The organism is Intestinimonas sp. UBA1698, assembly GCF_002320075.1.
GTDB lineage: Bacteria > Bacillota > Clostridia > Oscillospirales > Oscillospiraceae > Intestinimonas > Intestinimonas massiliensis.
Genome location: NZ_DCJO01000007.1, coordinates 1 through 22,330 on the forward strand (window position 1 = coordinate 1; position 22,330 = coordinate 22,330).

The following is a 22,330-nucleotide window of genomic DNA, read 5'->3' on the forward strand; positions in this document are numbered from 1 at the left end:
GTAGTAGTCCAGGCCGATCTCCCCAATGGCCCTGACCCTGGGGTGGGCGGCCAGGGCGCGGACTTGGTCCAGGTCGGCCAGGGCGGCTCCCTCCAGGTTCTCCGGGTGGAAGCCCACAGCGGCGTAGAGGAAGTCGTACCGCTCGGCCAGGGCCACCGAGGCGGCGGAGGACGCCAGATCACAGCCGGGGCAGACCGCCAGCGCCAGTCCCCGGGCGGGCAGAGCGGCCAGCAGTGCGTCCCGGTCGGGCTCAAAGGCGCCGTCGTAATAGTGGGCATGGGTGTCGAAATACATGGTCTACAGCTCCTGTTGTCGGTTTGTTCCATGATACAATGTTTTTTGGCAGAAAGCAAGGCGGGCCCTGACGAAGGTCAGGGCCCGCCGTTGTTCGGAGGGTCAGAGAAGGGCCAGGGCCCGGCGGCAGGCGGGGCAGACGTTTTTGCCTCGGAAGAGAATCACGTCGGCGGTCTCGCCGCAGAAGACGCAGGAGGGCTGGTATTTGGTCAGGAGGATGCACCCCTCGTCCACGGAGATCTCCAGCGGGTCTTTATCCTGGATGCCCATGGTCCTGCGGAGCTCGATGGGCAGGACGATGCGGCCCAATTCGTCTACGGTCCTTACGATTCCGGTTGCTTTCATAGCGGGAGGTCTCCTTCCATTTTTAAAATCCAAGTATTTTTGGAAACTGTAACCATTCTACAATGAGTTACAAATTATGTCAATCTTTTTTTGGTAAAAATTATTGGAAATTAGGTCAAAACATCAAAAGCCCCCCCACCTGGATATAATGCAATCATACAAAGGGGGCGATCCAGATGACATTTGGGGAAAAGTTGCAAGAGCTGCTGGACTGGCGCGGCAAAAGTCAGTCCAAGGTGGCGGAGCTAGCAGAGGTCTCCCAAAGTGCAATCAGTGATTATGTCAACGGCAGGAGCACCCCTTCGATTGACGCCGCCCGGAGGATTGCCAAGGCGCTGGACGTCTCCCTCTGGACACTGCTCAACGGCGAAGCCCTGGCCGTTGTTTCCATGGACCTGACCGAGCGAGAGCGCCGGCTGGTCAGCGGCTACCGCCGCCTGAACGACGAACAGCGGGCGGCGGTGGACCAGTTGCTCCAGGCCATGGGTCCCGATCCCAAATAACAAAAGAGCCCGCCCCGGTCGGGGGCGGGCTCTTTCGTTGTCCGGTCAGCACAGCTCAAAGCCGGCGGGCACCTTGTCGTCCAGCATCAGCAGGTGGAGCTGCTCCTTGCCGTCGATCTCCTTCACGGCGGAAATGAGCATCCCGTTGGACTCCAGGCCCATCATCTTTCGGGGGGCCAGATTGACGCAGGCCACCAGGGTCTTGCCCACCAGGTCCTCGGGCTCGTAATACTCGTGGATGCCGGAGAGGATTTGCCGGGTCTGGCCCTCGCCGCAGTCCAGGGTGAAGCGGAGCAGCTTCTTGGACTTCTTCACCGCGTCGCACTCCAGCACCTTGCAGGTCAGGAACTTCACCTTGGCAAAGTCGTCGATGGTGATATACTCTGGCTCCTTGGCGTCCTGGGCTGCCTGCTTGGCCGCCTCAGACGCTTTCTCCAGCTCCTCCAGCTCCTTCTTCACGTCGATGCGGGGGAAGAGGTTGTCCCCCCGGCTGACCTGGGCGTCGGCAGGCAGCCGGCCCCAGGTGCCGGCGCTCTCCCAGGTCTGAAGAGAGGCGTCTGCCCCGATCTGGGCAAAGATCTTCTCACAGGTCTGGGGCATAAAGGGGGTGAGCAGCACGGCAGAGATGCGGATGGACTCCAGCAGGTTATACATCACCCGGGCCAGACGGGGGCCGTTGACCTCCAGGTCCTTGGCCAGCATCCAGGGCTTGTTCTCGTCGATATACTTGTTGGCTCGGCCGATGACGGTAAAGACCTCTATCAGGGCATTCTGGAAGGCGTATTTTTCCATCTGGGCCTCGTATTTCTCCCGCAGGCCGGCCCCCAGGGCCGCCAGCTCGTCGTCCAGAGGATCGGCGGTCTGGGCGGCGGGCAGCTTGCCGCCCGGGAAGTACTTGCCCACCATGGACACCGTGCGGGAGACCAGGTTGCCCAGGTCGTTGGCCAGGTCGGTATTGATGCGGGTGATAAGGGCCTCGTTGGAGAAGTTGCCGTCGGAGCCAAAGGGGAACTCCCGCAGCAGGAAGTACCGCAGGGCGTCCACGCCGTAGCGCTCGGCCAGCAGGTAGGGGTCCACCACGTTGCCCTTGGACTTGCTCATTTTGCCGCCGTCCAGCAGCAGCCAGCCGTGGCCGTATACCTTCTTGGGCAGGGGCAGGTCCAGAGCCATCAGGATGGCGGGCCAGATGATGGAATGGAAGCGGACGATCTCCTTGCCCACGAAGTGCACGTCGGCGGGCCAGAACTGGTCAAAGTCGTGGTACTTCTCGTTGTCGTAGCCCAGGGCGTTGATGTAGTTCGACAGGGCGTCGATCCAGACGTACACCACGTGGCCCGGGTCGAAATCCACGGGCACGCCCCAGGAAAAGCTGGTCCGGGAGACGCAAAGGTCCTCCAGGCCGGGCTTGATGAAGTTGTTGACCATCTCGTTGACCCGGCTGCGGGGCTCGAGGAAGTCGGTATCCTCCAGCAGGTGCTGGATGCGGTCGGCGTACTTGGACAGCTTGAAGAAGTAAGCCTCCTCCTCGGCGTCCACCACCTCCCGGCCGCAGTCGGGGCACTTGCCGTCCACGAGCTGGGTCTCGGTCCAGAAGGACTCGCAGGGCTTGCAGTATTTGCCCACGTATTTGCCCTTGTAGATGTCCCCCTGCTCATAGAGCTGCTTAAAAATCTTCTGCACCGACTCCATGTGATAGTCGTCGGTGGTGCGGATAAAGCGGTCGTTGCTGATGTTCATCAGCTTCCACAGGTCCAGCACCCCCCGGGGGCCCTCCACGATGTTGTCCACGAAGGCCTTGGGGGCCAGACCGGCCTCCCGGGCCTTGTCCTCGATCTTCTGGCCATGCTCGTCGGTGCCGGTGAGGAACATGACCTCGTATCCCTGCAGGCGTTTGTAGCGGGCCATGGCGTCGGTGGCCACGGTGCAGTAGGTGTGGCCGATGTGGAGCTTGTCGGACGGGTAATAGATGGGCGTGGTGATATAAAAGGTGTTTTTATCCTTCATCCGGGGTTCCCTCCCTATTGATTTCAGTCTTTCTGGTATCTTCCGGTTGCAGCCGGCGGGGCATTCGCGGGCCCTCCGGCCGGGCGGCGTTGTACTGCAGAAGGACGGTGGTGGCCAGCAGGTAGAGGGCGAAGGCCACAAACAGCAGCAGCATGGACACATCGTGGCGGTCGGCCAGGGTCACCAGGCAGAAATAAACGCCCAGCAGCGAGAAGAAGGAGGCCCGAAAGACCTTGGCGCGCTCAAAGGCAAAGCCCGCCGTAAAGTAGGTGCCCAGCACCGCGGCGATGACGGCAAAGAGCTGGTAGACGTAGTCCAGGATCACCGGGTCGGCGGAGCGGGCCTGATAGGCCGAGATGAGCCACAGACAGCAGGTGTAGGACGGCAGAAGCAGGGCGGCGCTGTACTTGCCGCGGCCCTCCATGCGGTAGTTGTTTTTGCCCACCACGAACAGGCACGCGGCGGATACCAGGCTCATCAGGGCCAGCAGTACCCGGGAGAAGGCCGTCACGTCGTGCCGCAGGTAGAGCAGGAAGGTGAGCAGGCCGGAGGCGGCCATCAAAAAGGCGGCGGCCACCAGGACCGTCAGATACAGGGCGTTGTTGGGGGCGCCGAAGGCCTCGTCATAGCCGCCGGGGAAGACCCGATGGGTGTCCCGGCACAGCACGGCCAGCACGGCGGCCACCACCACGGTCAGGGCGATGAGGGCCCAGGTGGCGGGGGCTCCGGCCACGGGCAGGCCGGTGTCCGGCTCGAAGGCGGTGGAGAGCTCCCAACGGCGCAGGAGGAAGCCCGCCGCTCCGCCCACCACGGCCACGCCGGGAAGCAGGATATCTTTCCGCATGTGTTCAAGTCCTCTCTGAAAAAAGAGTTCAGATCAGTATACCACGTTTTGGGAGGAAGGAAAAGAGGTCCGGCCGACAAGGCGGTCCGGGGCCGCGTCGGAGTGTCCGCCGGGGCCATGAGCCCTGCGCCCGACGCGGGAGGCCCTCAGCCCTGCGCCTCCTGTGCCACCCGCTCCAGATACTCGTCGTAGGTCATCAGACGGTCGATGAGCCGGCCGTCGGCGGTGAAGTCAAAGATGCGGTTGGCCACGGTCTGGACCATCTGGTGGTCGTGGGAGGAGAAGAGCACGTTGCACTTCACCGCCTCCAGCCCGTTGTTGACGGCGGCGATGGACTCCAGGTCCAGGTGGTTGGTGGGCTGGTCCAGCAGCAGCACGTTGGCCCCGGAGAGCATCATCCGGGAGAGCATGCACCGCACCTTCTCGCCGCCGGACAGGACCTTGACGGGCTTGTACACCTCGTCGCCGGAGAAGAGCATCCGGCCCAGGAAGCCCCGCAGATAGGCTTCGTGCTTGTCCTCGGAGAACTGGCGCAGCCACTCCACCAGATTGTCCCCGCAGTCCTGGAAGAACTCGGTGTTATCCTTGGGGAAGTAGGAGAAGGTGGCCGTCTGGCCCCACTTCACGGTGCCCTCGTCGGGCTCCCACTCGCCGGTGAGGATCTTGAACAGGGCGGTGTGGGCGTTCTCGTTCTCGCCCACGAAGGCGATCTTGTCGCCGTGATTTACCGTGAAGGAGACGTGGTCCAGCAGCTTCACGCCGTCCACCGTCTTGCTCACGTCGGTGACGAACAGAATGTCCTTGCCCACCTCCCGGTCGGGGGAGAAGGCCACCCAGGGGTAGCGGCGGGAGGAGGCGGGGATCTCCTCCAGGGTGATCTTCTCCAGCAGCTTCCGGCGGGCGGTGGCCTGCTTGCTCTTGGACTTGTTGGCGGAGAACCGGGAGATGAACTCCTTGAGCTCCTGGGCCTTCTCCTCATTCTTCTTGCTCTGGTTCTTCATCAGGTTCTGCATGAGCTGGGAGGCGTCATACCAGAAGTCGTAGTTGCCCACGTACATTTTGATCTTGTTGTAGTCGATGTCCACGATGTGGGTGCAGATGGTGTTGAGGAAGTGCCGGTCGTGGCTGACCACGATGACGGTGCCCTCGAAGTCCAGCAAAAAGTCCTCCAGCCAGTTGATGGCGTTGATGTCCAGGTTGTTGGTGGGCTCGTCCAGCAGCAGGATATCCGGATTGCCGAACAGCGCCTGGGCCAGCAGCACCTTCACCTTCAGCCGGCCGTCCACGTTCTCCATCACGTCATAGTGCATGGACACCGGGATGCCCAGGCCCTGGAGGATACGGCTGGCGTCGGATTCGCTCTCCCAGCCGCCCAGCTCGGCGTATTCCTCCTCCAGCTCGCAGGCGCGGATACCGTCTTCCTCCGTCATGTCCTCCTTGGCGTAGAGGGCCTCCTTCTCCTTGCCGATGTCGTACAGGCGCTGGTTGCCCATGATGACCGTGTCCATGACGGTATAGGCGTTGTAGGCGTTCTGGTCCTGCTTGAGCACCGACATGCGGGTCTTGGGCAGAATGGACACCTCGCCGGAGGTGGGCTCCAGCTCGCCGGAAAGGATCTTCAGAAAGGTGGATTTCCCCGCGCCGTTGGCGCCGATGATGCCGTAGCAGTTCCCCTTGACGAACTGCAGGTCCACGTGGGAAAAGAGGGGCTGGCCGCTGTACTGGAGGCCCAGATCGGAAACAGTGATCATGTCGTACTCCTTTTTATATAGAAATCATCATTCGAAGAGGTATTATATCATAACAGCGGAGGAAATCCTAGAGAAAAATTGGACAAGTTCCGGGGATTGTGGTATATCTGAAAGCAGCTTTTTGAGAAAAGGAGGGGGGCATATGGAGAGCCTGTTCCGCTGCCCCGTCTGCGCCGCTCCCCTGGACCGGGGGGAGCGGGCCTACACCTGCCCCAACGGGCACAGCTACGATATCGCCCGGGAGGGATACGTGCATCTCCTCCCCGCCAACCGGAAGCACGCCCGGGACCCCGGGGACGACAGGGATATGGCCGCCGCCCGGAACCGTTTTTTGTCCGGGGGGTGGTACGCTCCCCTGCGGCGGACCCTGTGTGAGCTGGCGCTGGAGTGCCTGGGGGAGACGGCGGCTCCGGCGGTGCTGGACTCCGGCTGCGGCGAGGGGTATTACACCGCCGGGGTGTACCGGGCCCTGATGGAGACCGGCCGTCCGGTCCGGATGGCGGGGGTGGACCTGTCGAAGCCCTCCCTGCGCTGGGCGGCCCGGCGGGAGAAGAACGCCGAGTTTGCCGTGGCGTCGGTGTACCATCTGCCGGTGGCGGACGCCTCGGCGGACCTGCTGCTCAACTGCTTCTCCCCCCTGGCTCTGGAGGAGTTTCGGCGGGTGCTGCGGCCCGGCGGGACCTACCTCTATGTGGTGCCCGCCGCCCGGCACCTATGGGAGCTCAAGCAGGTGCTGTACGACGCACCCTATCGGAACCGGGAGGCCGAGACGCCCTATGAGGGCTTGGAATATCTCGACATCGTGCCCGTGACGGCGGCGCTGGACCTGCCCGACCGGGAGACTCTGGCGGACCTGTTTCGCATGACCCCCTACTACTGGAAGACCCCCAGGGCGGGAGCGGAACGCCTGGCCGCCCTGGACGGCCTGCGGGTGACGGCAGACTTCCGGGTCCACGTGTTCCGGCGGAGGAAAGGGGCCGGCCGTCGGTCCGGAGCCGGGCTTGCGCAACGGGCCGGACTGTGATATAGTGGTCGCGCGAACTGCGCCGGGCCGGGCCCGGCGGTTGGATTTGAGGTCGCGCCCCGGAGCGCGGGCGTTTGGGTACGAAAGGGAGTTTCGATGCCTGTGGGAGACCTTGAATCAGGCAAATCGAAATGGAAAGGACTTTTGCACCCATGGAAATCAACGGTGAGCAGGTCAACGAGGTCGTGCGCTACGACCAACTGGAGCTATCCCCCGAACTGATGAGGGCCATTGAAAAGAAGGGCTACGTCCAGGCCACCCCCGTCCAGGGCGGGGCCATCCCCTATTTTATGGAGTGGAGGGACGTGATCGCCAAGGCCCCTACCGGCACTGGCAAGACCTTTGCCTTCGGCATCCCCATGGTAGAGCACGTGGACCCGGCGTCGGACGCCGTCCAGGGCCTGGTGCTGGCCCCCACCCGGGAGCTGGCCATCCAGATTATGGAGGAGCTGCGGGACCTGTGTGAATTCAAGGAGGGGGTCCGGGCCGTGGTGCTCTATGGCGGACAGCCCATCGAAAAGCAGATCACCCAGCTCAAGAAAAAGCCTCAGATCGTGGTGGCCACCCCCGGCCGCCTGATGGACCACATGAAGCGCCGCACCGTCCGGCTGGATCAGGTCCAGACCGTGGTGCTGGACGAGGCCGACCGGATGCTGGATATGGGCTTCATCCACGACGTGACCCGCATCCTGGACCAGATCAAGTCCCGGAAGAACCTGGGCATGTTTTCCGCCACCATCTCCCGGGAGGTGATGGATATCTCCTGGGTATACCAGAGGGACCCGGTGGAGATCGTGGTCCGGGCCGACGAGCAGAACAAGCCGGACATCCAGCAGTACCGCATCGCCGTGGACCGGGGGGAGAAGGTGGACATCACCGTCAAGCTGCTGGAGGCGGGCAGCTACGAGCGGGCCATCGCCTTCTGCAACACCAAGAATATGACCGACCGGCTGGCCGGCCTGATGAAGATGAAGGGCATCTCCGCCGAGGCCATCCACGGTGACATCCAGCAGCGGGTCCGGGAGCAGACCCTGAACAAGTTCCGCAGGGGAGAGCTTCGGGTGCTGGTGGCCACCGACGTGGCCGCCCGGGGCCTGGACATTGACGACGTGGACGTGGTGTTCAACTACGACGTGCCGGACGAGAACGAGTATTACGTCCACCGCATCGGCCGCACCGGCCGGGCCAAGCGTCACGGCGTGGCCTACACCCTGGTGTCCACCATCACCGAAGAGATGCGCATGGACGACATCCAGAAGACCACCAAAAACGAGGTGGCTCGCCTGAAGTATGAAAAGGGCGTTCTGCTGGAGGTCGAGGGGAAATAGGGCTGGATTTTAAGGATTTTTAATCTTTTCTCTCTGGTTTTTTTCATCCTTGGGCCGTATACTGAATATAAATGAAGGAGGGGTTGCTATGAACGAACCGAAAAAGCTCTATCGCCTGGACCATGGGATGCTGGCCGGCGTCTGCGGCGGCGTGGCCGAATATTTTAACATGGACCCCAGCCTGGTGCGGCTGTTGTGGGTGGTGCTCACCGTCGTCAGCTTCTCGCTGGGCTTCTGGGTCTACCTCATCGCCGCCATCATCCTGCCCAGAAAGAGCGACGTCTACCCCGGCTATTGAACGCCGGGGCCGGCTCCGGGCGCTGCATGCCAGCGCCCGGAGCTTTTTGCGCCCGGCCTGGTTTTTCACGGGCCAAACGTGTTATACTAATTTTCTATCGGACTGGAGCATGATGCGGAAGAAGGGCGCTGTCCTCAAAAGGGACGGGAGGAGGCCGGACGGTGAGCTATTATGACAAGGTATATGCCCTGGTGCGGCAGATTCCGCCCGGCCGGGCGGCCACCTACGGCCAGCTCGCCCTGATGACGGGCAGCCCCCGGGCCTCTCGGGCGGTGGGCTACGCCATGGCGGCCTGTACCGACTCCGCCATTCCCTGCCACCGGGTGATGGCCCGGGACGGCGTCATCCGGGAGCACGCCTTTGGCCCTGGGGTCCAGCGGGCCATGCTGGAGGCGGAGGGAGTCCCCTTCACCCCCGACGGGCGGGTGGATTTGGCCCGCTGCCGCTGGGACGGTCGGTGACCGGGTGAAATGCCGGGCAAAATCGGCGGGTTTTCCTTGCGTTGGGGAGGACTTCGTGATAGAATTTCGTACTAGAAAGCATTGCCAAGGAGAATGAAACCGATATGATTGACTTCCGAACGCCGCAGCCCTCGGACAAAGCCTGGGTGGACGCCCTGCTGGCCCAGGCGGACTACCGGGGCTGCGACTATAATTTTACCAACCTGTTTGTCTGGAGCCGGGCCTATGGCCAGGAGATCGCCCAGGTGAACGGGTTTCTGGTCACTCATCTGTGCGGACGGATGGGGTGCAGCTACATGTATCCGGCGGGCAGCGGCGACTTGGCCGCCGCCATCGACATCCTGGCCCGGGAGGCCGACGAGCGGCGGCAGCCCCTGCGGCTGGTCTGCCTCACCACCCGGCAGATGGAGGAGCTGGACCGGCTCATGCCCGGCCGCTTTGCCTATGAGGCCGACCGGGACGGCTTCGATTACCTCTACGACATCGACCGCCTGGCCGATCTGACCGGCAAAAAGCTCCACGCCAAGCGCAACCACATCAACCGCTTTATGGACAATAACCCCTCCTGGGTCTATGAGGAAATCACCCCCCAAACCCTGCCCGAGTGCCTGGAAATGGATCAGGAGTGGTATCGGCGCAGCATGGTCCGGGAGGGCGCCGCCGAAGAGCGGGACCTGGGCGACGAGGGCATCGCCCTGCGCACCGCCATGGACCATTACCACGCTCTGGGCCTGGAGGGGGGGCTCATCCGGGTGTACGGGGAGGTAGTGGCCTTTACCATGGGGGACCGCCTCAACTCCGACACCTACGACGTCCACTTTGAGAAGGCCTACGGCGAGCTCCAGGGGGCCTACGCCATGATCAACCGGGAATTTGCCCGGTGGGTCCGGGCCAAGCACCCCAACGTCCGGTACCTCAACCGGGAGGACGACATGGGGGTGGAGGGCCTGCGCAAGGCCAAGGAATCCTACTACCCCGACCGGATGGTGGAAAAATACGCCGCGACCCAGCGGTAGAGCGCGGCAGAGAAAGAAGGTGACCCCATGATCGAGATCAGACCCGCCCGCCCCGGGGAGGAGACCCGGCAAAAGGAGCTGTGGAAGCTGTCCTTTGGGGACGACGACGCCTATATCGACTATTTCTATACCCACCGGCCAGCCGGTGTGGAGACCCTGGTGCTGCTGGAGGACGGGGCCCTGGAGACCATGGTGGCCCTCTTCCCCGTCACCCTGTCTCTGCCGGACGGAGCCCAGGCCAGCTCGGCGTACATCTATGCTCTGGCCACCCACCCCGGGGCCCGGAAGAAGGGCTTCGGCCGGTTTATCCTCAACTATGTAGATTTTTACCTCCAGGAGAAAAAGCTGGACTGCGTCACCATCGTTCCCGCCGAGGCCAGCCTCCACCGCTTCTTCGCCGCCGCCGGCTTCTCCGAGTGCTTTGCCACCCGGAAGGTGGAGCTGCTACAGTACATGGCCCGGCGGAACTGCGCGGGGGACACCCTCGCCCCCGCCGATCCGGAGACGTATAACCGGGTGCGGGAGCGGCTGCTGGAGGGGACCTTCCGGGTCTCCTATGCCGACGGCGCCATCGGCTACCAGGAGGGGTTGTCCCGGATGGCCAACAGCGGACTTTATCTGCTGAACGTGAACGGCACGCAGGGCTGCGCCGCCGCCGAATACCTCAACGAGGACTCGGTGCTGGTCAAGGAGCTGATTATCCCAGCTCCCGCCATGGCCGGGGCGGCCGCCCTGTTGGCCCGGGAGCTGCCCGCCGTCCGCTATCATCTGCGCACGCCTCCCTTCTGGGATGGGCTGCCCGGCAGCTATTTGCAGGCGTTTGGCATGGTCAAGTGGTACAACTCGGAGCTGGAGGCCGCTTGGCGCAACGAGCGGAAGGGCTATATGGGCCTGGGATTCGACTGAGAGGCCCCCGGCGGCCGGAAACGGGCACACGGACGGAGGGGCAGCGGCGGACCGACGCAAGGGCGTAGGTCCGCCGCTTTTGCAATGTAAAGCGTCAAAAAATGCGCTGCCCTCAAAAGTGCCTCTGACACGAGGACAGAAAACTGGTTTTGTGTTTTCAAACAGAAAACCATTGCAGGACATGAAGGATTTAGCATCAATTTGAAAAGCACAACACCTTGACGGAGAAGTAAGAATAGTATAAAATATGAAAATCGGCAACACCTTGACAGCCGCCCGCGGACCCCTGCCCAGACGTCCGGTGCGCGGCTGTCCGCTTGTGGAGGCATGGGCGCGGAGCGTCCAAACAGAAAGAACGAATTGTAGGAAGTGAAAAAATGGCAAAATATCTGGTGAAACGGGTATTGATGGCGCTGCTGACGGTATTTCTGGTGGCGACGCTGACCTTTTTCCTGATGAACGCGGCGCCGGGTAATCCGTGGCTGGCGGAGAAAACGCCGCCGCAGAGCGTCATCGACGCGCTGAACGAGAAATACGGGCTGGATAAGCCGCTGCCGGAGCAGTACATCCGGTACATGAGCAACCTGCTGCAGGGAGACTTCGGCACGTCGATCAAGATGTCGAAGAACCGGCCGGTGCTGGAGATGATTATGGAGAAGTTCCCCATCTCCGCCAAACTGGGCATCGTGGCGGTGGCCTGGGCCACGCTGGTGGGGGTGCCGTTGGGGTGCCTGGCGGCGTACCGGCGGGGGAAGCTGACGGACAGCATCCTGCGGGTGGTGTGCACGCTGGGCGTGTCGCTGCCGGCCTTTGTGGTGGCCAGTACGCTGATGGTGGTGTTCTGCGGGGGTGTGGAGGCGCTGCACTTCTTCCCGAACACCTTCTCGGAGGCCAACGGCATCCGGGGCTATATCCTGCCGTGCCTGTGCCTGGGGCTGTATCCCATGTGCTACATTGCGCGGCTGACCCGGTCGTCCATGCTGGACGCCATCAACCAGGAGTATATCAAGACAGCGCGGGCCAAGGGCCTGAAGACGGCACCCATTATCTTCAAGCACGCGCTGCGCAACGCGCTGATCCCAGTCATTACTTACCTGGGCCCCCTGACCGCCTTTACTCTGTGCGGCGGCTTCGTGGTGGAGAAAGTGTTCAACATCCCCGGTCTGGGCCGGTCCTTCGTGCAGTCGATCACGGCGCTGGACTACCCGATGATTATGGGGACGGTCATTTTCCTGGCGACCTTTATCGTACTGATGAATCTGGCGGTGGACATCCTTTATAAGGTGGTAGACCCGCGTATCAATCTGGCCAAGGGGGTAGACTGACCAATGGCGGACTATAAAAACAAGCCTCGCTTTGGCTCTCTGCAGCCCGACGTGGAGGATATCCTGCACTGGAACGACCTGACCGACTCTGACTTCTCCAAGGCCAGCGCGGCGGAGAAGGAGGACTTCATTCAGCAGCGCAAAAGCGTGTCGTACTGGGCGGACGCGTGGCGGCGGCTGCGGAAGAACACGGTGGCCATGGTGGCGCTGTGCGTGCTGGTGGCCATCATGCTGTTCGCCTTTGTGGGCCCGATGGTGGTGCCCTACGGCTATGACCAGTTCAACAAGGGCGCGGAAAACCTGCACCCGTGGCATACGAGCCTGGAGGACCAGGCCAAGCTGGCGGAGGCGCTGAACACCAAGGACCCGGAGCAGGCCGTGGAAGAGGCCCGGGCCAAGGCGGAGGCGGAGGGCAGGCCCTTTACCGCGGTGGACGCGGCGGTGGTGCGCGCCAACGCCAAGGCGTCCAGCACCTACACGGACGAGGAGGGCAATGTGCTGTCCGGAGACGAGCTGGAGTCTTATCTGCGGCATGAGCTGGGAATCAAGACCCACCTGTTCGGCTACTCCAACAAGGAGCTGGAGCGGAAGGCGGCGGGGGAGTCGGTGTTCCCCCACGTGTTCGGCACGGATAAATTCGGGCGGGACATCATGGTGCGCGTGATGGTAGGCACCCGGGTGTCCATGCTGGTGGGTGTGTGCGCGGCGCTGCTGGTGCTCATCATCGGGGCGACGTACGGGTCCATCTCGGGCTACTTCGGCGGCAAGGTGGACGCGGTGATGCAGCGGATCGTGGAGGTCATCTACTCGGTCCCCGAGGTGCTGGTTATCCTGCTGCTGTCGGCCATGCTGGGCGAGGCCATCAAGGCCTACAGCGGGCCGGGCTCGGCCTTTGTGGCCACCATGGGGGCCAACCTGATCTCCATGTTTATGGCCTTCGGCATGCTGTACTGGGTGGGCATGAGCCGCATCATCCGCGGCCAGGTCCTCCAGGTGAAGCAGCAGGAGTACGTCACCGCCGCCCGGGCCCTGGGCGCCTCCAGCGGCCGGATCATCAAGCGGCACCTGCTGCCCAACTGCATCGGGCAGTTGGTGGTGACCACCTGCCTGCAAATTCCCTCCGCTATCTTCCTGGAGTCCTTCCTGTCCTTCCTGGGCGTGGGCGTTTCGGCGCCCATGACCAGCCTGGGGTCCATGGCATCGGAGGCGCTTCAGGGCATGTATTCCTATCCATACCGGCTGTTTTTCCCGGCCATCATCCTCAGCGTCATGATCCTCTCCTTCAACCTGTTCGGAGACGGCCTGCGGGACGCTCTGGACCCGAGACTGAAGAAATAAGGAAGGAGGAGACGACATGGAATCGAATATCAATACAACGCAGGAGCAGAAGTCCGGCAAGCTGCTGGAGGTCCAGGACCTGCGGGTCTCCTTCTTCACGCCTGCGGGCGAAGTGAAGGCGGTCGGCGGGATCAGCTATGATCTGAACTATGACGAGGTCATGGGCATTGTGGGCGAGTCAGGCTCGGGCAAGAGTGTGGAGGCGTACTCCATCATTGGCCTTCTGCAGTCCCCGGGCAAGGTGATCGGCGGGTCCATCACCTTCGAGGGCCAGGATGTGCTGGCCAAGACGAAGGAGGAGATGACGGACTTCCGGGGCCGGGAGGTGGCCATGATCTTCCAGAACCCCATGACCTGCCTGAACCCGGTGTATACGGTGGGCAACCAGCTCATCGAGGCGCTGCGGGCCCACGACAAGAGCATCTCCAAGGAGGACGCGTCGAAGCGCGCCATGGAGATGCTGGAGCTGGTGGGGATCAACAACGTGGCCAAGCGGATGAAGCAGTACCCCCACGAGTTTTCCGGCGGCATGCGGCAGCGGGTGATGATCGCCATGGGGCTGATCTGCCACCCCAAGCTGCTGATCGCGGACGAGCCGACGACGGCGCTGGACGTGACCATCCAGGCACAGATCCTGGAGTTGATGAAGGACCTGCAGAAGAAGACCCACATGGGGATCATCTTCATCACCCATAACCTGGGTGTGGTGGCGGAGATCTGCGACAAGGTGAGCGTGATGTACGCCGGCAAGATCGTGGAGCAGGGTCCGGTGGACGACATTTTCTACCGGCCCAGCCATCCGTATACGGTAGGGCTGCTGCGGTCCATGCCCCGTGTGGACGCGGAGAGCTACGAGCGGCTGATCCCCATCGAGGGCACGCCGGTGGACATGCTGAACCCGCCGGAGGGGTGTCCGTTCGCGCCGCGGTGCGAGCACTGCATGAAGATCTGCCTGAAGCAGATGCCTCCCTATGTGGAGATCGGGGAGGACCACCGGTCGGCCTGCTGGCTGCGGGTGCAGGAGTGCAAGAAGGGTGAAAAGCTGGGCGCCGAGGGCGGCGCGCTGGATAAGACGGCCCCCGATACCAAGGCAGAGGAGGGCACGGACCATGAGTGAGAACAAGATCCTTCTGGAGGTCCAGGACCTCAAGAAGTATTTCCCGGTGAAGGGGACGAAGGGCCCCGGGGTACAGGCGGTGGAGAGCGTGTCGCTGTTTATTCACCGCGGTGAGACGCTGGGCTTGGTGGGCGAGTCGGGCTGCGGCAAGACGACCCTGGGCCGCACCATCCTGCGGCTGCATGAGCCCACGTCGGGCAAGATCATCTACGATGGGGAGACCATCTTTGAGCGGACGCTGGACGCCGCCGGCAAGCCGGTGGGACAGAAGGTGGCGGTGAACATGCTGCCCTACCGGCGGAAGATGCAGATCATCTTCCAGGACCCGTCGGCCTCCCTGGACCCCCGCATGACGGTGGGAGAGATCATCGGCGAGGCCCTGGATATCCACAAGCTCTACGGCAGCAAGCAGGAGCGGACCGACCGGATCAAGGAGCTGCTGGGGCAGGTGGGCCTGAACACGGAGCACGCCAACCGCTACCCCCACGAATTCTCCGGCGGCCAGCAGCAGCGGGTGGGCATCGCCCGCGCGCTGGCGGTGAAGCCGGAGTTCATCGTGTGCGACGAGCCCATCTCGGCGCTGGACGTTTCGATCCAGTCCCAGGTGGTGAACATGCTGGAGGACATGCAGCAGGACCTGGGCCTGACGTATCTCTTCATCGCCCACGACCTGAGCGTGGTGCGGCACATCTCCAACCGGATCGGCGTGATGTATCTGGGCTGTCTGGTGGAGCTGGCGGAGAGCTATGAGCTGAACCGGCACCCCCTGCACCCGTATACCAAGACGCTGCTGTCTGCGGTGCCGGTGCCGGACCCGGAGGTCTCCCGGTCGCGGCAGCGGATCGTGCTGGAGGGCGACATCCCGTCTCCCATGAACCCGCCTACGGGCTGCCGGTTCCATACCCGGTGCCCGTATGCCACGGACAAGTGCAAGCAGGCCGTTCCCGAATTCAAAGAGCACGCGCCGGGCCATTGGGCGGCCTGCCATCTGCTGGGGTAAAGCGGCGGGAGCTCCTGCGGACAACCTCTATGTAACACTTTTGAAACATTTGCTTTACAAGTGCGTCACATGTGTGCTATAATGCCAATACTCCCGGGAGTCTGATTTTTCCAGGAGTCAATGGCGTATACGCCATTTTTCTGTCCTGTCAGACAGGACAGAAGCCCTTTCCCCGCGGTATCACGCCTGCATAGGCTTATAGATGATACAAAATCAATCAGGAGGTATTGAAATGAAGAACCGTAAGAGACTGCTTGCCCTGGCTCTGGTAGGCGTCATGTCTCTGGGCATGCTGCTGTCCGGCTGCGGCGGCACCAGCGCTCAGAGCCCCTCGCCCTCTCCGTCCGCCTCGGCTCCCGCCGAGAGCACCCCGGCCGAGGGCTTCGACATGGCGGTGTGCATCGCGTCCGAGCCCCAGACCATCGACCCCGCTCTGAACTCCGCCGTGGACGGCGCCATCATGACCCAGCATATGTTTGAGGGCCTGATGAAGTGGGTCGACAGCGGCAACCCCGTCAACGACAAGGGTAACATGAACTACGCCGCGCTGGCGGCCGGCCAGGCCGAGAGCTATGAGAAGACCGACAACGGCGACGGCACGGTGACCTACACCTTCAAGATTCGCTCCGACGCCAAGTGGTCCGACGGCCAACCCGTCACCGCCAACGACTTCGTGTACTCCTGGCAGCGCCTGGCCAACCCCCTGACCGCCGCCGATTACTGCTACATGATCGACATGGTGCAGGGCTACGCCGCGGTCAACGCCGGTGAGGCCGACCCCACCACCCTGGGCGTCTCCGCTCCCGACGAGAGCACCTTCGTGGTCAACCTGACCTACGACTGCCCCTACTTCCTGGAGATCTGCGCCTTCCCCGCCGCCTTCCCTGTCCGTCAGGACATCATTGAGGCCTATGGCGATACCTGGACCACCGACGACAACTCCAGCCACTATATCTCCAACGGCCCCTGGAAGCTGGCCGAGTGGGTTCATGATTCCTACATCAAGATGGTGCCCAACGAGTACCACTATGATGCCGCCAACCTGGGCCCCAACTCTCTGACCTTCCAGCTCATGGAGGATCAGAACTCCATGCTGGCCGCCTACCGTTCCGGCGACCTGCAGTTCATCGAGGATATGCCCGTGGATGAGATCGCTGGACTGCTGGCTTCCGGCGAGCTGAACATCGTGGATTATATCGGCACCTACTATGTCTGCTATCAGACCCAGGCCGCGCCCTTTGACAACGCCCTGGTCCGCCAGGCCTTTACTCTGGCCATCGACTCCAAGTATATTGTGGAGCAGGTAACCCAGACCGGCCAGGTGCCTGCCACCGGCTTTGTGCCCGCCGGCATCTATGACGCCGATCCCAACGGCGATGACTTCCGCACCGTGGGCGGCGACTACTGGGACGCCCCTGTGGACGACGCCACCTACCAGGCCAACTGTGAGAAGGCCCGCCAGTTGCTGGCTGAGGCCGGCTATCCCAACGGCGAGGGCTTCCCCACCGTGACCTACCTGTATAACACCTCCGACGCCCACAAGGCCGTGGGCGAGGCCCTGCAGCAGATGTGGCAGGAGGAGCTGGGCGTCACCGTGCAGCTCCAGAACCAGGAGTGGAACGCCTTCCTGGAGACCCGTAAGAAGGGCGAGTACCAGATCGCCCGCAACGGCTGGATCGCCGACTACAACGATCCCTGCTCCTTCCTGGATATGTGGTACACCGGCGGCGGCAACAACGACGCCCAGTACTCCAACCCCGAGTACGACGCCATGATCGACGCGGCCAAGGCCACGTCTGATCCCGCCGAGCGCATGAGCTACTTCCACAAGGCCGAGGACATCATCATCGGTCAGGATTGGGCGCTGGGCCCCATCTACTTCTACACCCAGAAGTATATGATGGCCGACGACATCAGCGGCGCCTTCTACACCCCCCTGGGCTACTTCATCTACGGCTACTGCACCAAGGGCTGAGCCTTTACCGACAAAACGAGACCGCGCCGTTCGGCGCGGTCTCGTTTTGCCTTTATGCAGGGTGACCATTTTATACGGACATTCATGCATATTCCTTTGCATTTGCATAAAATTGCAGTAATATGAAAAAAGGCTTGAATATTTGCGAGAGATGCTGTATAATCATCCGCATAGGAAAAGCCAAAGGCTGAAAGGAAGAGGATAGGAATGAAACAGATGAAAAAGGTGCTCTGCCTGGCTCTGGGCCTGGCTATGAGCCTGTCTCTGCTGGCCGCCTGCTCCGGCGGCGGCAGCGCATCTCCCTCCCCCAGCGCCAGCGCCCCCGCACCCTCCGCCAGCGCTCCCGCCGAGAGCGGCTTGACCACCGTGGAGGCCGGCAAGCTTCACATGTCCACCAACGCCGCCTTCCCTCCCTATGAGATGGTGAAGGACAACGGTACCTTCGAGGGCATTGATGTTGAGGTGGCAGGCGCCATTGCCGAGAAGCTGGGCCTGGAGCTGGTGGTGGACGACATGGGGTTTGACGCCGCCCTGCTGGCCGCTCAGAACGGCCAGAGCGATATCGTCATGGCCGGCGTCTCCGTTACTCCGGACCGTCAGGAGGTCATGGACTTCTCCGACAGCTACGCCACCGGCATTCAGGTGGTCATTGTCAAGGAGGGCTCCGACGTGACCATGGACAATCTGGGCGAGAAGATGATCGGCTGCCAGAAGGCCACCACCGGTTACCTCTACGCCTCCGATACCCCGGAGAACGGCGGCTACGGTGAGGACCACGTCATCGCCTATGAGACGGGCGCTCTGGCCGTGGAGGCCCTGAAGAACGGCCAGGTGGACTGCGTCATCATCGACAACGAGCCCGCCAAGGCCTATGTGGCCGCCAACGAGGGCCTGACCATCCTGGAGACCCCCTGGGTGGAGGAGGACTACGCCATCGGCATGAAGAAGGGCAACACCGCCCTACTGGAGGCGGTGAACGCCGCCATGACTGAGCTGAAGGCGGATGGTACCTTCCAGGCCATCGTGGATCGGTATATCACTGCGGACTAAAAGGGAACGTTGAGGCGGCGACTCCCGGGCTGCGTTCCGGGAGCCGCCTTTCTCACGTTTCTTCCACTGCTGAGGAAGAGAAAGGAGAGCGTCTATGGGTACTCGGTTCATAGAGTTCCTGGACTGGTTCAGCAGGGGGTTCAGCCGGGCCTTCCTTGAAGGGGACCGCTGGAAGCTCTATCTTAAGGGAATGGGAATCACCCTGGAACTTACCATTACCGCCCTGGTTATCGGCGTCATTCTGGGCGTGCTGGTGGCGGTGATCCGTACCGCCCACGACCAGCAGCGCGTGGGCAGCAAGAATCTGGCGCTGGGGATTTTGAACGCTTTGTGCAAAGTGTATACCACTGTCATTCGGGGCACCCCCATGATGGTCCAACTGCTCATTTGGGGCTTTGTCATTTTTAAGACCAGCCGGAACCACACCATGGTGGGGATTCTGGGTCTGGGGATCAACTCGGGGGCCTATGTGGCGGAGATCGTCCGGGGCGGCCTCATGTCCGTGGACGTGGGGCAGAGCGAGGCGAGCCGATCTTTGGGGCTGGGATACGTTGACACCATGCGCTTTATCGTCATCCCCCAGGCGTTCAAGAACATTCTGCCTGCCCTGGGCAACGAGCTGATCACCCTCTTTAAGGATACCTCCTTGGTCTCGGCTATCGGCGGCACCGAACTGGTCTACTTTGCCGAGGCGGTGGGCGCAAAGACCTATGAGTACATGTTTCCCTATGTGGGCATTGCGGCGATGTATCTGATCATCGTGATGCTTCTGACCTGGCTCCAGGGCAAGCTGGAAAGGAGGCTGCGTCAAAGTGATCGACGTTAAACACCTCTCCAAGTCCTTTGGGGCCAACCTGGTCCTGGACGATATTTCCGAGCACATCTATCCCGGGGAAAAGGTGGTGGTCATTGGACCCTCCGGCTCGGGAAAATCCACCTTCCTGCGCTGCCTCAACCTGCTGGAAGAGCCTACGGCCGGGACCATCACCTTTGACGGCACCGACATCACCGACCCCAAGGTGGACATCAACGCGGTCCGGCGTCAGATGGGGATGGTGTTCCAGCACTTCAACCTGTTTCCCAACATGACCATCCGAAAGAACATCACCCTGGCCCCGGTGCGGACCGGCCTGATGAAGCAGGAAGAGGCCGATTGCGAGGCGGTTAAGCTCCTGCGCCGGGTAGGCCTGGAGGAAAAGGCGGACGCCTACCCTGCTCAGCTCTCCGGCGGCCAGAAGCAGCGGATTGCCATCGTGCGGGCCCTGGCCATGAAGCCCAAGCTGATGCTCTTTGACGAGCCCACCTCCGCCCTGGACCCCGAGATGGTGGGCGAGGTGCTGGACGTCATGAAGGAGCTGGCCCGGGAGGGCATGACCATGGTGGTGGTCACCCATGAGATGGGCTTTGCCCGGGAGGTGGGCTCCCGGGTGCTGTTTATGGATGGCGGGCACATCCTGGAGCAGAACACCCCCGCGGAGTTCTTTGCCAGCCCCAAGGAACCGCGTACCATCGAGTTTTTGTCGAAGGTGCTGTAAGAAACAAAAAGGCCGCATGTCGTACGACATGCGGCCTTTTTTCCACAATTTGCGGTTAATACGCCACGCCCCAGTAGATCATATGCTTGGCGGGCTTGCCGCAGATGGGGCATACGTCGCTCAGGTGCTCCTGCTCAAAGGGGATGCAGCGGGAGGACATGCCGGCCTCCTCCTTCATCTTCAGCTCGCATTCCAGATCGCCGCACCACATGGTCTTGATGAAGCCGCCCTTCTCCTCCTGAATGGCCTTGGCCTCCGCCAGAGAGTAGGCGGGATAGGTGTTTTCCTCCAGATTCTTCCTGGCCTTGGCGTACAGCCCGTCGTGGATGGCGTCCAGTGTGCCGGCCACGGTCTGCTCGATGCCGTCCAGGGAGACGAACACCTTCTCGCCGGAGTCCCGGCGGACCAGCACGCACTGGTTCTTCTCCAGGTCCTTGGGGCCCAGCTCCAGGCGCAGGGGCACGCCCTTCATCTCGTACTCGGCGAACTTCCAGCCGGGGGACTGCTCGGAAGCATCCATCTTTACCCGGAAGCCCGCCTTTACCAGCCGGTCCATCACGGCGGCGTTGGCCTCGAGGACGCCGGGCTTGTGCTGGGCCACGGGGATGATGACCACCTGGATGGGAGCTACCCGGGGGGGCAGCACCAGGCCGTTGTTGTCGCCGTGGGTCATGATGATGCCGCCGATCATGCGGGTGGATACGCCCCAGGAGGTCTGGTGGGGGAAATGGGGCTGGTTGTCCTTGCCGGTGAAGGTGATGCCGAAGGCGCGGGCAAAGCCGTCGCCGAAGTAGTGACTGGTGCCGCCCTGGAGAGCCTTCTTGTCGTGCATCATGCACTCCACGGTGTAGGTGGCCTCGGCGCCGGAAAACTTCTCCTTGTCGGTCTTGCGGCCCTTGACCACGGGCATGGCCAGTACGTTTTCCATAAAGTCGGCGTAGATGTTCAGCATCTGCTCGGTCTCGGCTACGGCCTCCTCGGCGGTGGCGTGCATGGTGTGGCCCTCCTGCCACAGGAACTCCCGGTGGCGGAGGAAGGGGCGGGAGGTCTTTTCCCAGCGCAGGACGGAGCACCACTGGTTGTAGAGCTTGGGCAGGTCCCGCCAGGAGTGGATGATGTTGGCGTAATGCTCGCAGAACAGGGTCTCGGAGGTGGGGCGGATGCAGTAGCGCTCCTCCAGCTTGTCGGCCCCGCCGCAGGTTACCCAGGCGCACTCAGGGGCAAAGCCCTCCACGTGGTCCTTCTCCTTCTGAAGCAGGGACTCGGGGATGAGCATAGGCAGGTACACGTTCTCATGGCCGGTCTTCTTGAACTCCGCGTCCAGGATGTGCTGGATGTTTTCCCAGATGGCGTAGCCATAGGGCCGGTAGATGAACATGCCCTTGATGCTGGAATAGTCGATGAGCTCGGCCTTTTTGCACACGTCGGTGAACCACTTGGCGAAGTCCACCTCCATGTCGGTGATCTGCTCCACCTGCTTCTTGTCCTGTGCCATAGTCACTCTCAATCCTTTACGAAGTAAATTCATCGTTCATTTTATGATTTCAGGCGGAAAAAGTCAAGGGGATGCGGGGTCCCACGCCCGGAAAACCGGGGCTTTTTGCATATTCCGGGGGGGAATACCGCAAACTGTAGCAAAGGAGTGAGGCTTTGTGGTGCAAATTGGCGTCTGGGAGCGGGAAGAGGGCGTGGCCGGGGCCGTGGAAGCCGCGCTGGCGGCGGCGGGCCGGGCGGGGCTTCGGCTGCTGACCGGGGCCCACCCGGCGGCTCTGGCGGGGGAGGCGCTCTCCCTGCTCACCGTTTCACCGGGAGCGGTGGGCTGGGCAGGGGCCGGCGCCATCGCCTGCCGCACGGTGCTGTTGCCCGGCTCCGCCGGACCCCTGGCCCGGCATTTGAAGGCCGACCGGGCGGTGAGCTACGGCCCCTCCCCCAAAGACAGCATTACCCTGTCCAGCCTGGAGGGGGATCAGATCTGCGTGGCCCTTCAGCGGGAGTTGGTGACGGTGACCGGCCGGGTGCTGGAGCGGCAGGAGCTGGTGCTTCCCTTCCCAACAGGGCGGGACCCCCTGCCCTGGCTGGCGGTGACGGGGACTCTGCTGCTGCTGGACGTGCCGCCGGAGGAGCTCTGGCGGGGGTAGGGGAAAAAGCACAGGCCCGCCGGGATGTCCTGGCGGGCCTGTGTTGTGGGAACCATGGAAAGGAGGGGCGGGCCGGAC

General features: G+C 62.4%; 22 protein-coding genes. 16 read left to right on the forward strand and 6 right to left on the reverse strand.

Going from position 1 to position 22,330, the window contains the following annotated elements; all coding sequences use genetic code 11:
• Both B3H64_RS01510 and B3H64_RS01515 read right to left on the reverse strand, forming a co-directional pair.
• Positions 1–294: TatD family hydrolase (locus tag B3H64_RS01510; protein WP_286732364.1), on the reverse strand; the 294-nt coding region annotated here is incomplete at its 3' end.
• Positions 295–396: 102 nt separating this feature from the next.
• A complete protein-coding gene (locus tag B3H64_RS01515) occupies positions 397–639 on the reverse strand; it encodes an AbrB/MazE/SpoVT family DNA-binding domain-containing protein (protein WP_050617308.1) in 243 nt (80 codons plus the stop codon).
• A gap of 176 nt (positions 640–815) precedes the next feature.
• Between B3H64_RS01515 and B3H64_RS01520 the strand changes: the two genes are divergently transcribed.
• Positions 816–1,142: a helix-turn-helix domain-containing protein gene (locus tag B3H64_RS01520; protein ID WP_050617307.1), complete on the forward strand. Its 327-nt coding sequence runs from the start codon at positions 816–818 to the stop codon at positions 1,140–1,142.
• A 45-nt stretch (positions 1,143–1,187) separates the two neighbouring features.
• Here B3H64_RS01520 and metG read toward each other — a convergent pair whose 3' ends face one another.
• The 3 genes from metG to B3H64_RS01535 all read right to left on the reverse strand — a co-directional run bounded on the left by metG (position 1,188) and on the right by B3H64_RS01535 (position 5,741).
• Positions 1,188–3,146 (reverse strand): methionine--tRNA ligase, encoded by a 1,959-nt coding sequence (gene metG, locus B3H64_RS01525; RefSeq protein WP_256319300.1) that lies wholly within the window; start codon positions 3,144–3,146, stop codon positions 1,188–1,190.
• Positions 3,136–3,990 (reverse strand): hypothetical protein, encoded by an 855-nt coding sequence (locus B3H64_RS01530; RefSeq protein ID WP_286732373.1) that lies wholly within the window; start codon positions 3,988–3,990, stop codon positions 3,136–3,138. Before B3H64_RS01530 ends, metG begins: the two co-directional genes overlap by 11 nt.
• Positions 3,991–4,136: 146 nt before the next feature.
• Positions 4,137–5,741: an ABC-F family ATP-binding cassette domain-containing protein gene (locus B3H64_RS01535; protein WP_050617304.1), complete on the reverse strand. Its 1,605-nt coding sequence runs from the start codon at positions 5,739–5,741 to the stop codon at positions 4,137–4,139.
• A 142-nt stretch (positions 5,742–5,883) separates the two neighbouring features.
• On the opposite strand from B3H64_RS01535, the gene B3H64_RS01540 reads away from it, so the two are divergent.
• The 14 genes from B3H64_RS01540 (at position 5,884) to B3H64_RS01605 (ending at position 20,114) form a co-directional block, all read left to right on the forward strand.
• The gene (locus tag B3H64_RS01540; RefSeq protein WP_286732378.1) at positions 5,884–6,765 is read left to right on the forward strand and encodes a putative RNA methyltransferase; all 882 of its coding nucleotides are present in this window, start codon (positions 5,884–5,886) and stop codon (positions 6,763–6,765) included.
• A gap of 152 nt (positions 6,766–6,917) precedes the next feature.
• Positions 6,918–8,093, forward strand: coding sequence for a DEAD/DEAH box helicase (locus B3H64_RS01545; RefSeq protein ID WP_050617302.1), 1,176 nt, complete (start codon positions 6,918–6,920; stop codon positions 8,091–8,093).
• 88 nt (positions 8,094–8,181) lie between these two features.
• A complete protein-coding gene (locus B3H64_RS01550; RefSeq protein WP_050617301.1) occupies positions 8,182–8,391 on the forward strand; it encodes a PspC domain-containing protein in 210 nt (69 codons plus the stop codon).
• A gap of 161 nt (positions 8,392–8,552) precedes the next feature.
• The gene (locus B3H64_RS01555; RefSeq protein ID WP_050617300.1) at positions 8,553–8,852 is read left to right on the forward strand and encodes an MGMT family protein; all 300 of its coding nucleotides are present in this window, start codon (positions 8,553–8,555) and stop codon (positions 8,850–8,852) included.
• A gap of 104 nt (positions 8,853–8,956) precedes the next feature.
• Positions 8,957–9,868, forward strand: a complete 912-nt coding sequence (locus B3H64_RS01560) for a DUF2156 domain-containing protein (protein ID WP_238073697.1) — start codon at positions 8,957–8,959, stop codon at positions 9,866–9,868.
• A 27-nt stretch (positions 9,869–9,895) separates the two neighbouring features.
• Entirely contained in the window at positions 9,896–10,774 is an 879-nt protein-coding gene (locus B3H64_RS01565) for a GNAT family N-acetyltransferase (protein ID WP_286732385.1), read from the forward strand.
• Positions 10,775–11,151: 377 nt separating this feature from the next.
• Positions 11,152–12,099: an ABC transporter permease gene (locus tag B3H64_RS01570; protein ID WP_050617297.1), complete on the forward strand. Its 948-nt coding sequence runs from the start codon at positions 11,152–11,154 to the stop codon at positions 12,097–12,099.
• A gap of 3 nt (positions 12,100–12,102) precedes the next feature.
• The gene (locus tag B3H64_RS01575; RefSeq protein WP_286732388.1) at positions 12,103–13,437 is read left to right on the forward strand and encodes an ABC transporter permease; all 1,335 of its coding nucleotides are present in this window, start codon (positions 12,103–12,105) and stop codon (positions 13,435–13,437) included.
• A gap of 16 nt (positions 13,438–13,453) precedes the next feature.
• The gene (locus tag B3H64_RS01580; protein ID WP_286732391.1) at positions 13,454–14,554 is read left to right on the forward strand and encodes an ABC transporter ATP-binding protein; all 1,101 of its coding nucleotides are present in this window, start codon (positions 13,454–13,456) and stop codon (positions 14,552–14,554) included.
• Positions 14,547–15,554, forward strand: coding sequence for an ABC transporter ATP-binding protein (locus B3H64_RS01585; RefSeq protein ID WP_050617294.1), 1,008 nt, complete (start codon positions 14,547–14,549; stop codon positions 15,552–15,554). Before B3H64_RS01580 ends, B3H64_RS01585 begins: the two co-directional genes overlap by 8 nt.
• A 232-nt stretch (positions 15,555–15,786) precedes the next feature.
• On the forward strand, positions 15,787–17,529 hold the full coding sequence (locus B3H64_RS01590; RefSeq protein ID WP_286732395.1) for a peptide ABC transporter substrate-binding protein: 1,743 nt from the start codon (positions 15,787–15,789) through the stop codon (positions 17,527–17,529).
• 207 nt (positions 17,530–17,736) lie between these two features.
• The gene (locus B3H64_RS01595) at positions 17,737–18,579 is read left to right on the forward strand and encodes a transporter substrate-binding domain-containing protein (protein WP_349676156.1); all 843 of its coding nucleotides are present in this window, start codon (positions 17,737–17,739) and stop codon (positions 18,577–18,579) included.
• A gap of 94 nt (positions 18,580–18,673) precedes the next feature.
• The gene (locus B3H64_RS01600; protein ID WP_050617292.1) at positions 18,674–19,405 is read left to right on the forward strand and encodes an amino acid ABC transporter permease; all 732 of its coding nucleotides are present in this window, start codon (positions 18,674–18,676) and stop codon (positions 19,403–19,405) included.
• Positions 19,392–20,114: an amino acid ABC transporter ATP-binding protein gene (locus tag B3H64_RS01605; protein ID WP_050617291.1), complete on the forward strand. Its 723-nt coding sequence runs from the start codon at positions 19,392–19,394 to the stop codon at positions 20,112–20,114. The genes B3H64_RS01600 and B3H64_RS01605 overlap by 14 nt, the downstream gene beginning before the upstream one ends.
• A gap of 55 nt (positions 20,115–20,169) precedes the next feature.
• Here B3H64_RS01605 and proS read toward each other — a convergent pair whose 3' ends face one another.
• On the reverse strand, positions 20,170–21,609 hold the full coding sequence (gene proS / locus B3H64_RS01610; RefSeq protein ID WP_050617290.1) for a proline--tRNA ligase: 1,440 nt from the start codon (positions 21,607–21,609) through the stop codon (positions 20,170–20,172).
• A gap of 157 nt (positions 21,610–21,766) precedes the next feature.
• On the opposite strand from proS, the gene B3H64_RS01615 reads away from it, so the two are divergent.
• Positions 21,767–22,252, forward strand: a complete 486-nt coding sequence (locus B3H64_RS01615) for a hypothetical protein (protein WP_242853672.1) — start codon at positions 21,767–21,769, stop codon at positions 22,250–22,252.
• Positions 22,253–22,330: the final 78 nt, after the last annotated feature.

Coding starts and splice junctions, on each gene's coding strand:
- B3H64_RS01515 (WP_050617308.1), bottom strand. CDS start 639: ATGAAAGCAACCGGAATCGTAAGGACCGTAGACGAATTGGGCCGCATC.
- B3H64_RS01520 (WP_050617307.1), top strand. CDS start 816: ATGACATTTGGGGAAAAGTTGCAAGAGCTGCTGGACTGGCGCGGCAAA.
- metG (WP_256319300.1), bottom strand. CDS start 3,146: ATGAAGGATAAAAACACCTTTTATATCACCACGCCCATCTATTACCCG.
- B3H64_RS01530 (WP_286732373.1), bottom strand. CDS start 3,990: ATGCGGAAAGATATCCTGCTTCCCGGCGTGGCCGTGGTGGGCGGAGCG.
- B3H64_RS01535 (WP_050617304.1), bottom strand. CDS start 5,741: ATGATCACTGTTTCCGATCTGGGCCTCCAGTACAGCGGCCAGCCCCTC.
- B3H64_RS01540 (WP_286732378.1), top strand. CDS start 5,884: ATGGAGAGCCTGTTCCGCTGCCCCGTCTGCGCCGCTCCCCTGGACCGG.
- B3H64_RS01545 (WP_050617302.1), top strand. CDS start 6,918: ATGGAAATCAACGGTGAGCAGGTCAACGAGGTCGTGCGCTACGACCAA.
- B3H64_RS01550 (WP_050617301.1), top strand. CDS start 8,182: ATGAACGAACCGAAAAAGCTCTATCGCCTGGACCATGGGATGCTGGCC.
- B3H64_RS01560 (WP_238073697.1), top strand. CDS start 8,957: ATGATTGACTTCCGAACGCCGCAGCCCTCGGACAAAGCCTGGGTGGAC.
- B3H64_RS01565 (WP_286732385.1), top strand. CDS start 9,896: ATGATCGAGATCAGACCCGCCCGCCCCGGGGAGGAGACCCGGCAAAAG.
- B3H64_RS01570 (WP_050617297.1), top strand. CDS start 11,152: ATGGCAAAATATCTGGTGAAACGGGTATTGATGGCGCTGCTGACGGTA.
- B3H64_RS01575 (WP_286732388.1), top strand. CDS start 12,103: ATGGCGGACTATAAAAACAAGCCTCGCTTTGGCTCTCTGCAGCCCGAC.
- B3H64_RS01580 (WP_286732391.1), top strand. CDS start 13,454: ATGGAATCGAATATCAATACAACGCAGGAGCAGAAGTCCGGCAAGCTG.
- B3H64_RS01585 (WP_050617294.1), top strand. CDS start 14,547: ATGAGTGAGAACAAGATCCTTCTGGAGGTCCAGGACCTCAAGAAGTAT.
- B3H64_RS01590 (WP_286732395.1), top strand. CDS start 15,787: ATGAAGAACCGTAAGAGACTGCTTGCCCTGGCTCTGGTAGGCGTCATG.
- B3H64_RS01595 (WP_349676156.1), top strand. CDS start 17,737: ATGAAACAGATGAAAAAGGTGCTCTGCCTGGCTCTGGGCCTGGCTATG.
- B3H64_RS01600 (WP_050617292.1), top strand. CDS start 18,674: ATGGGTACTCGGTTCATAGAGTTCCTGGACTGGTTCAGCAGGGGGTTC.
- proS (WP_050617290.1), bottom strand. CDS start 21,609: ATGGCACAGGACAAGAAGCAGGTGGAGCAGATCACCGACATGGAGGTG.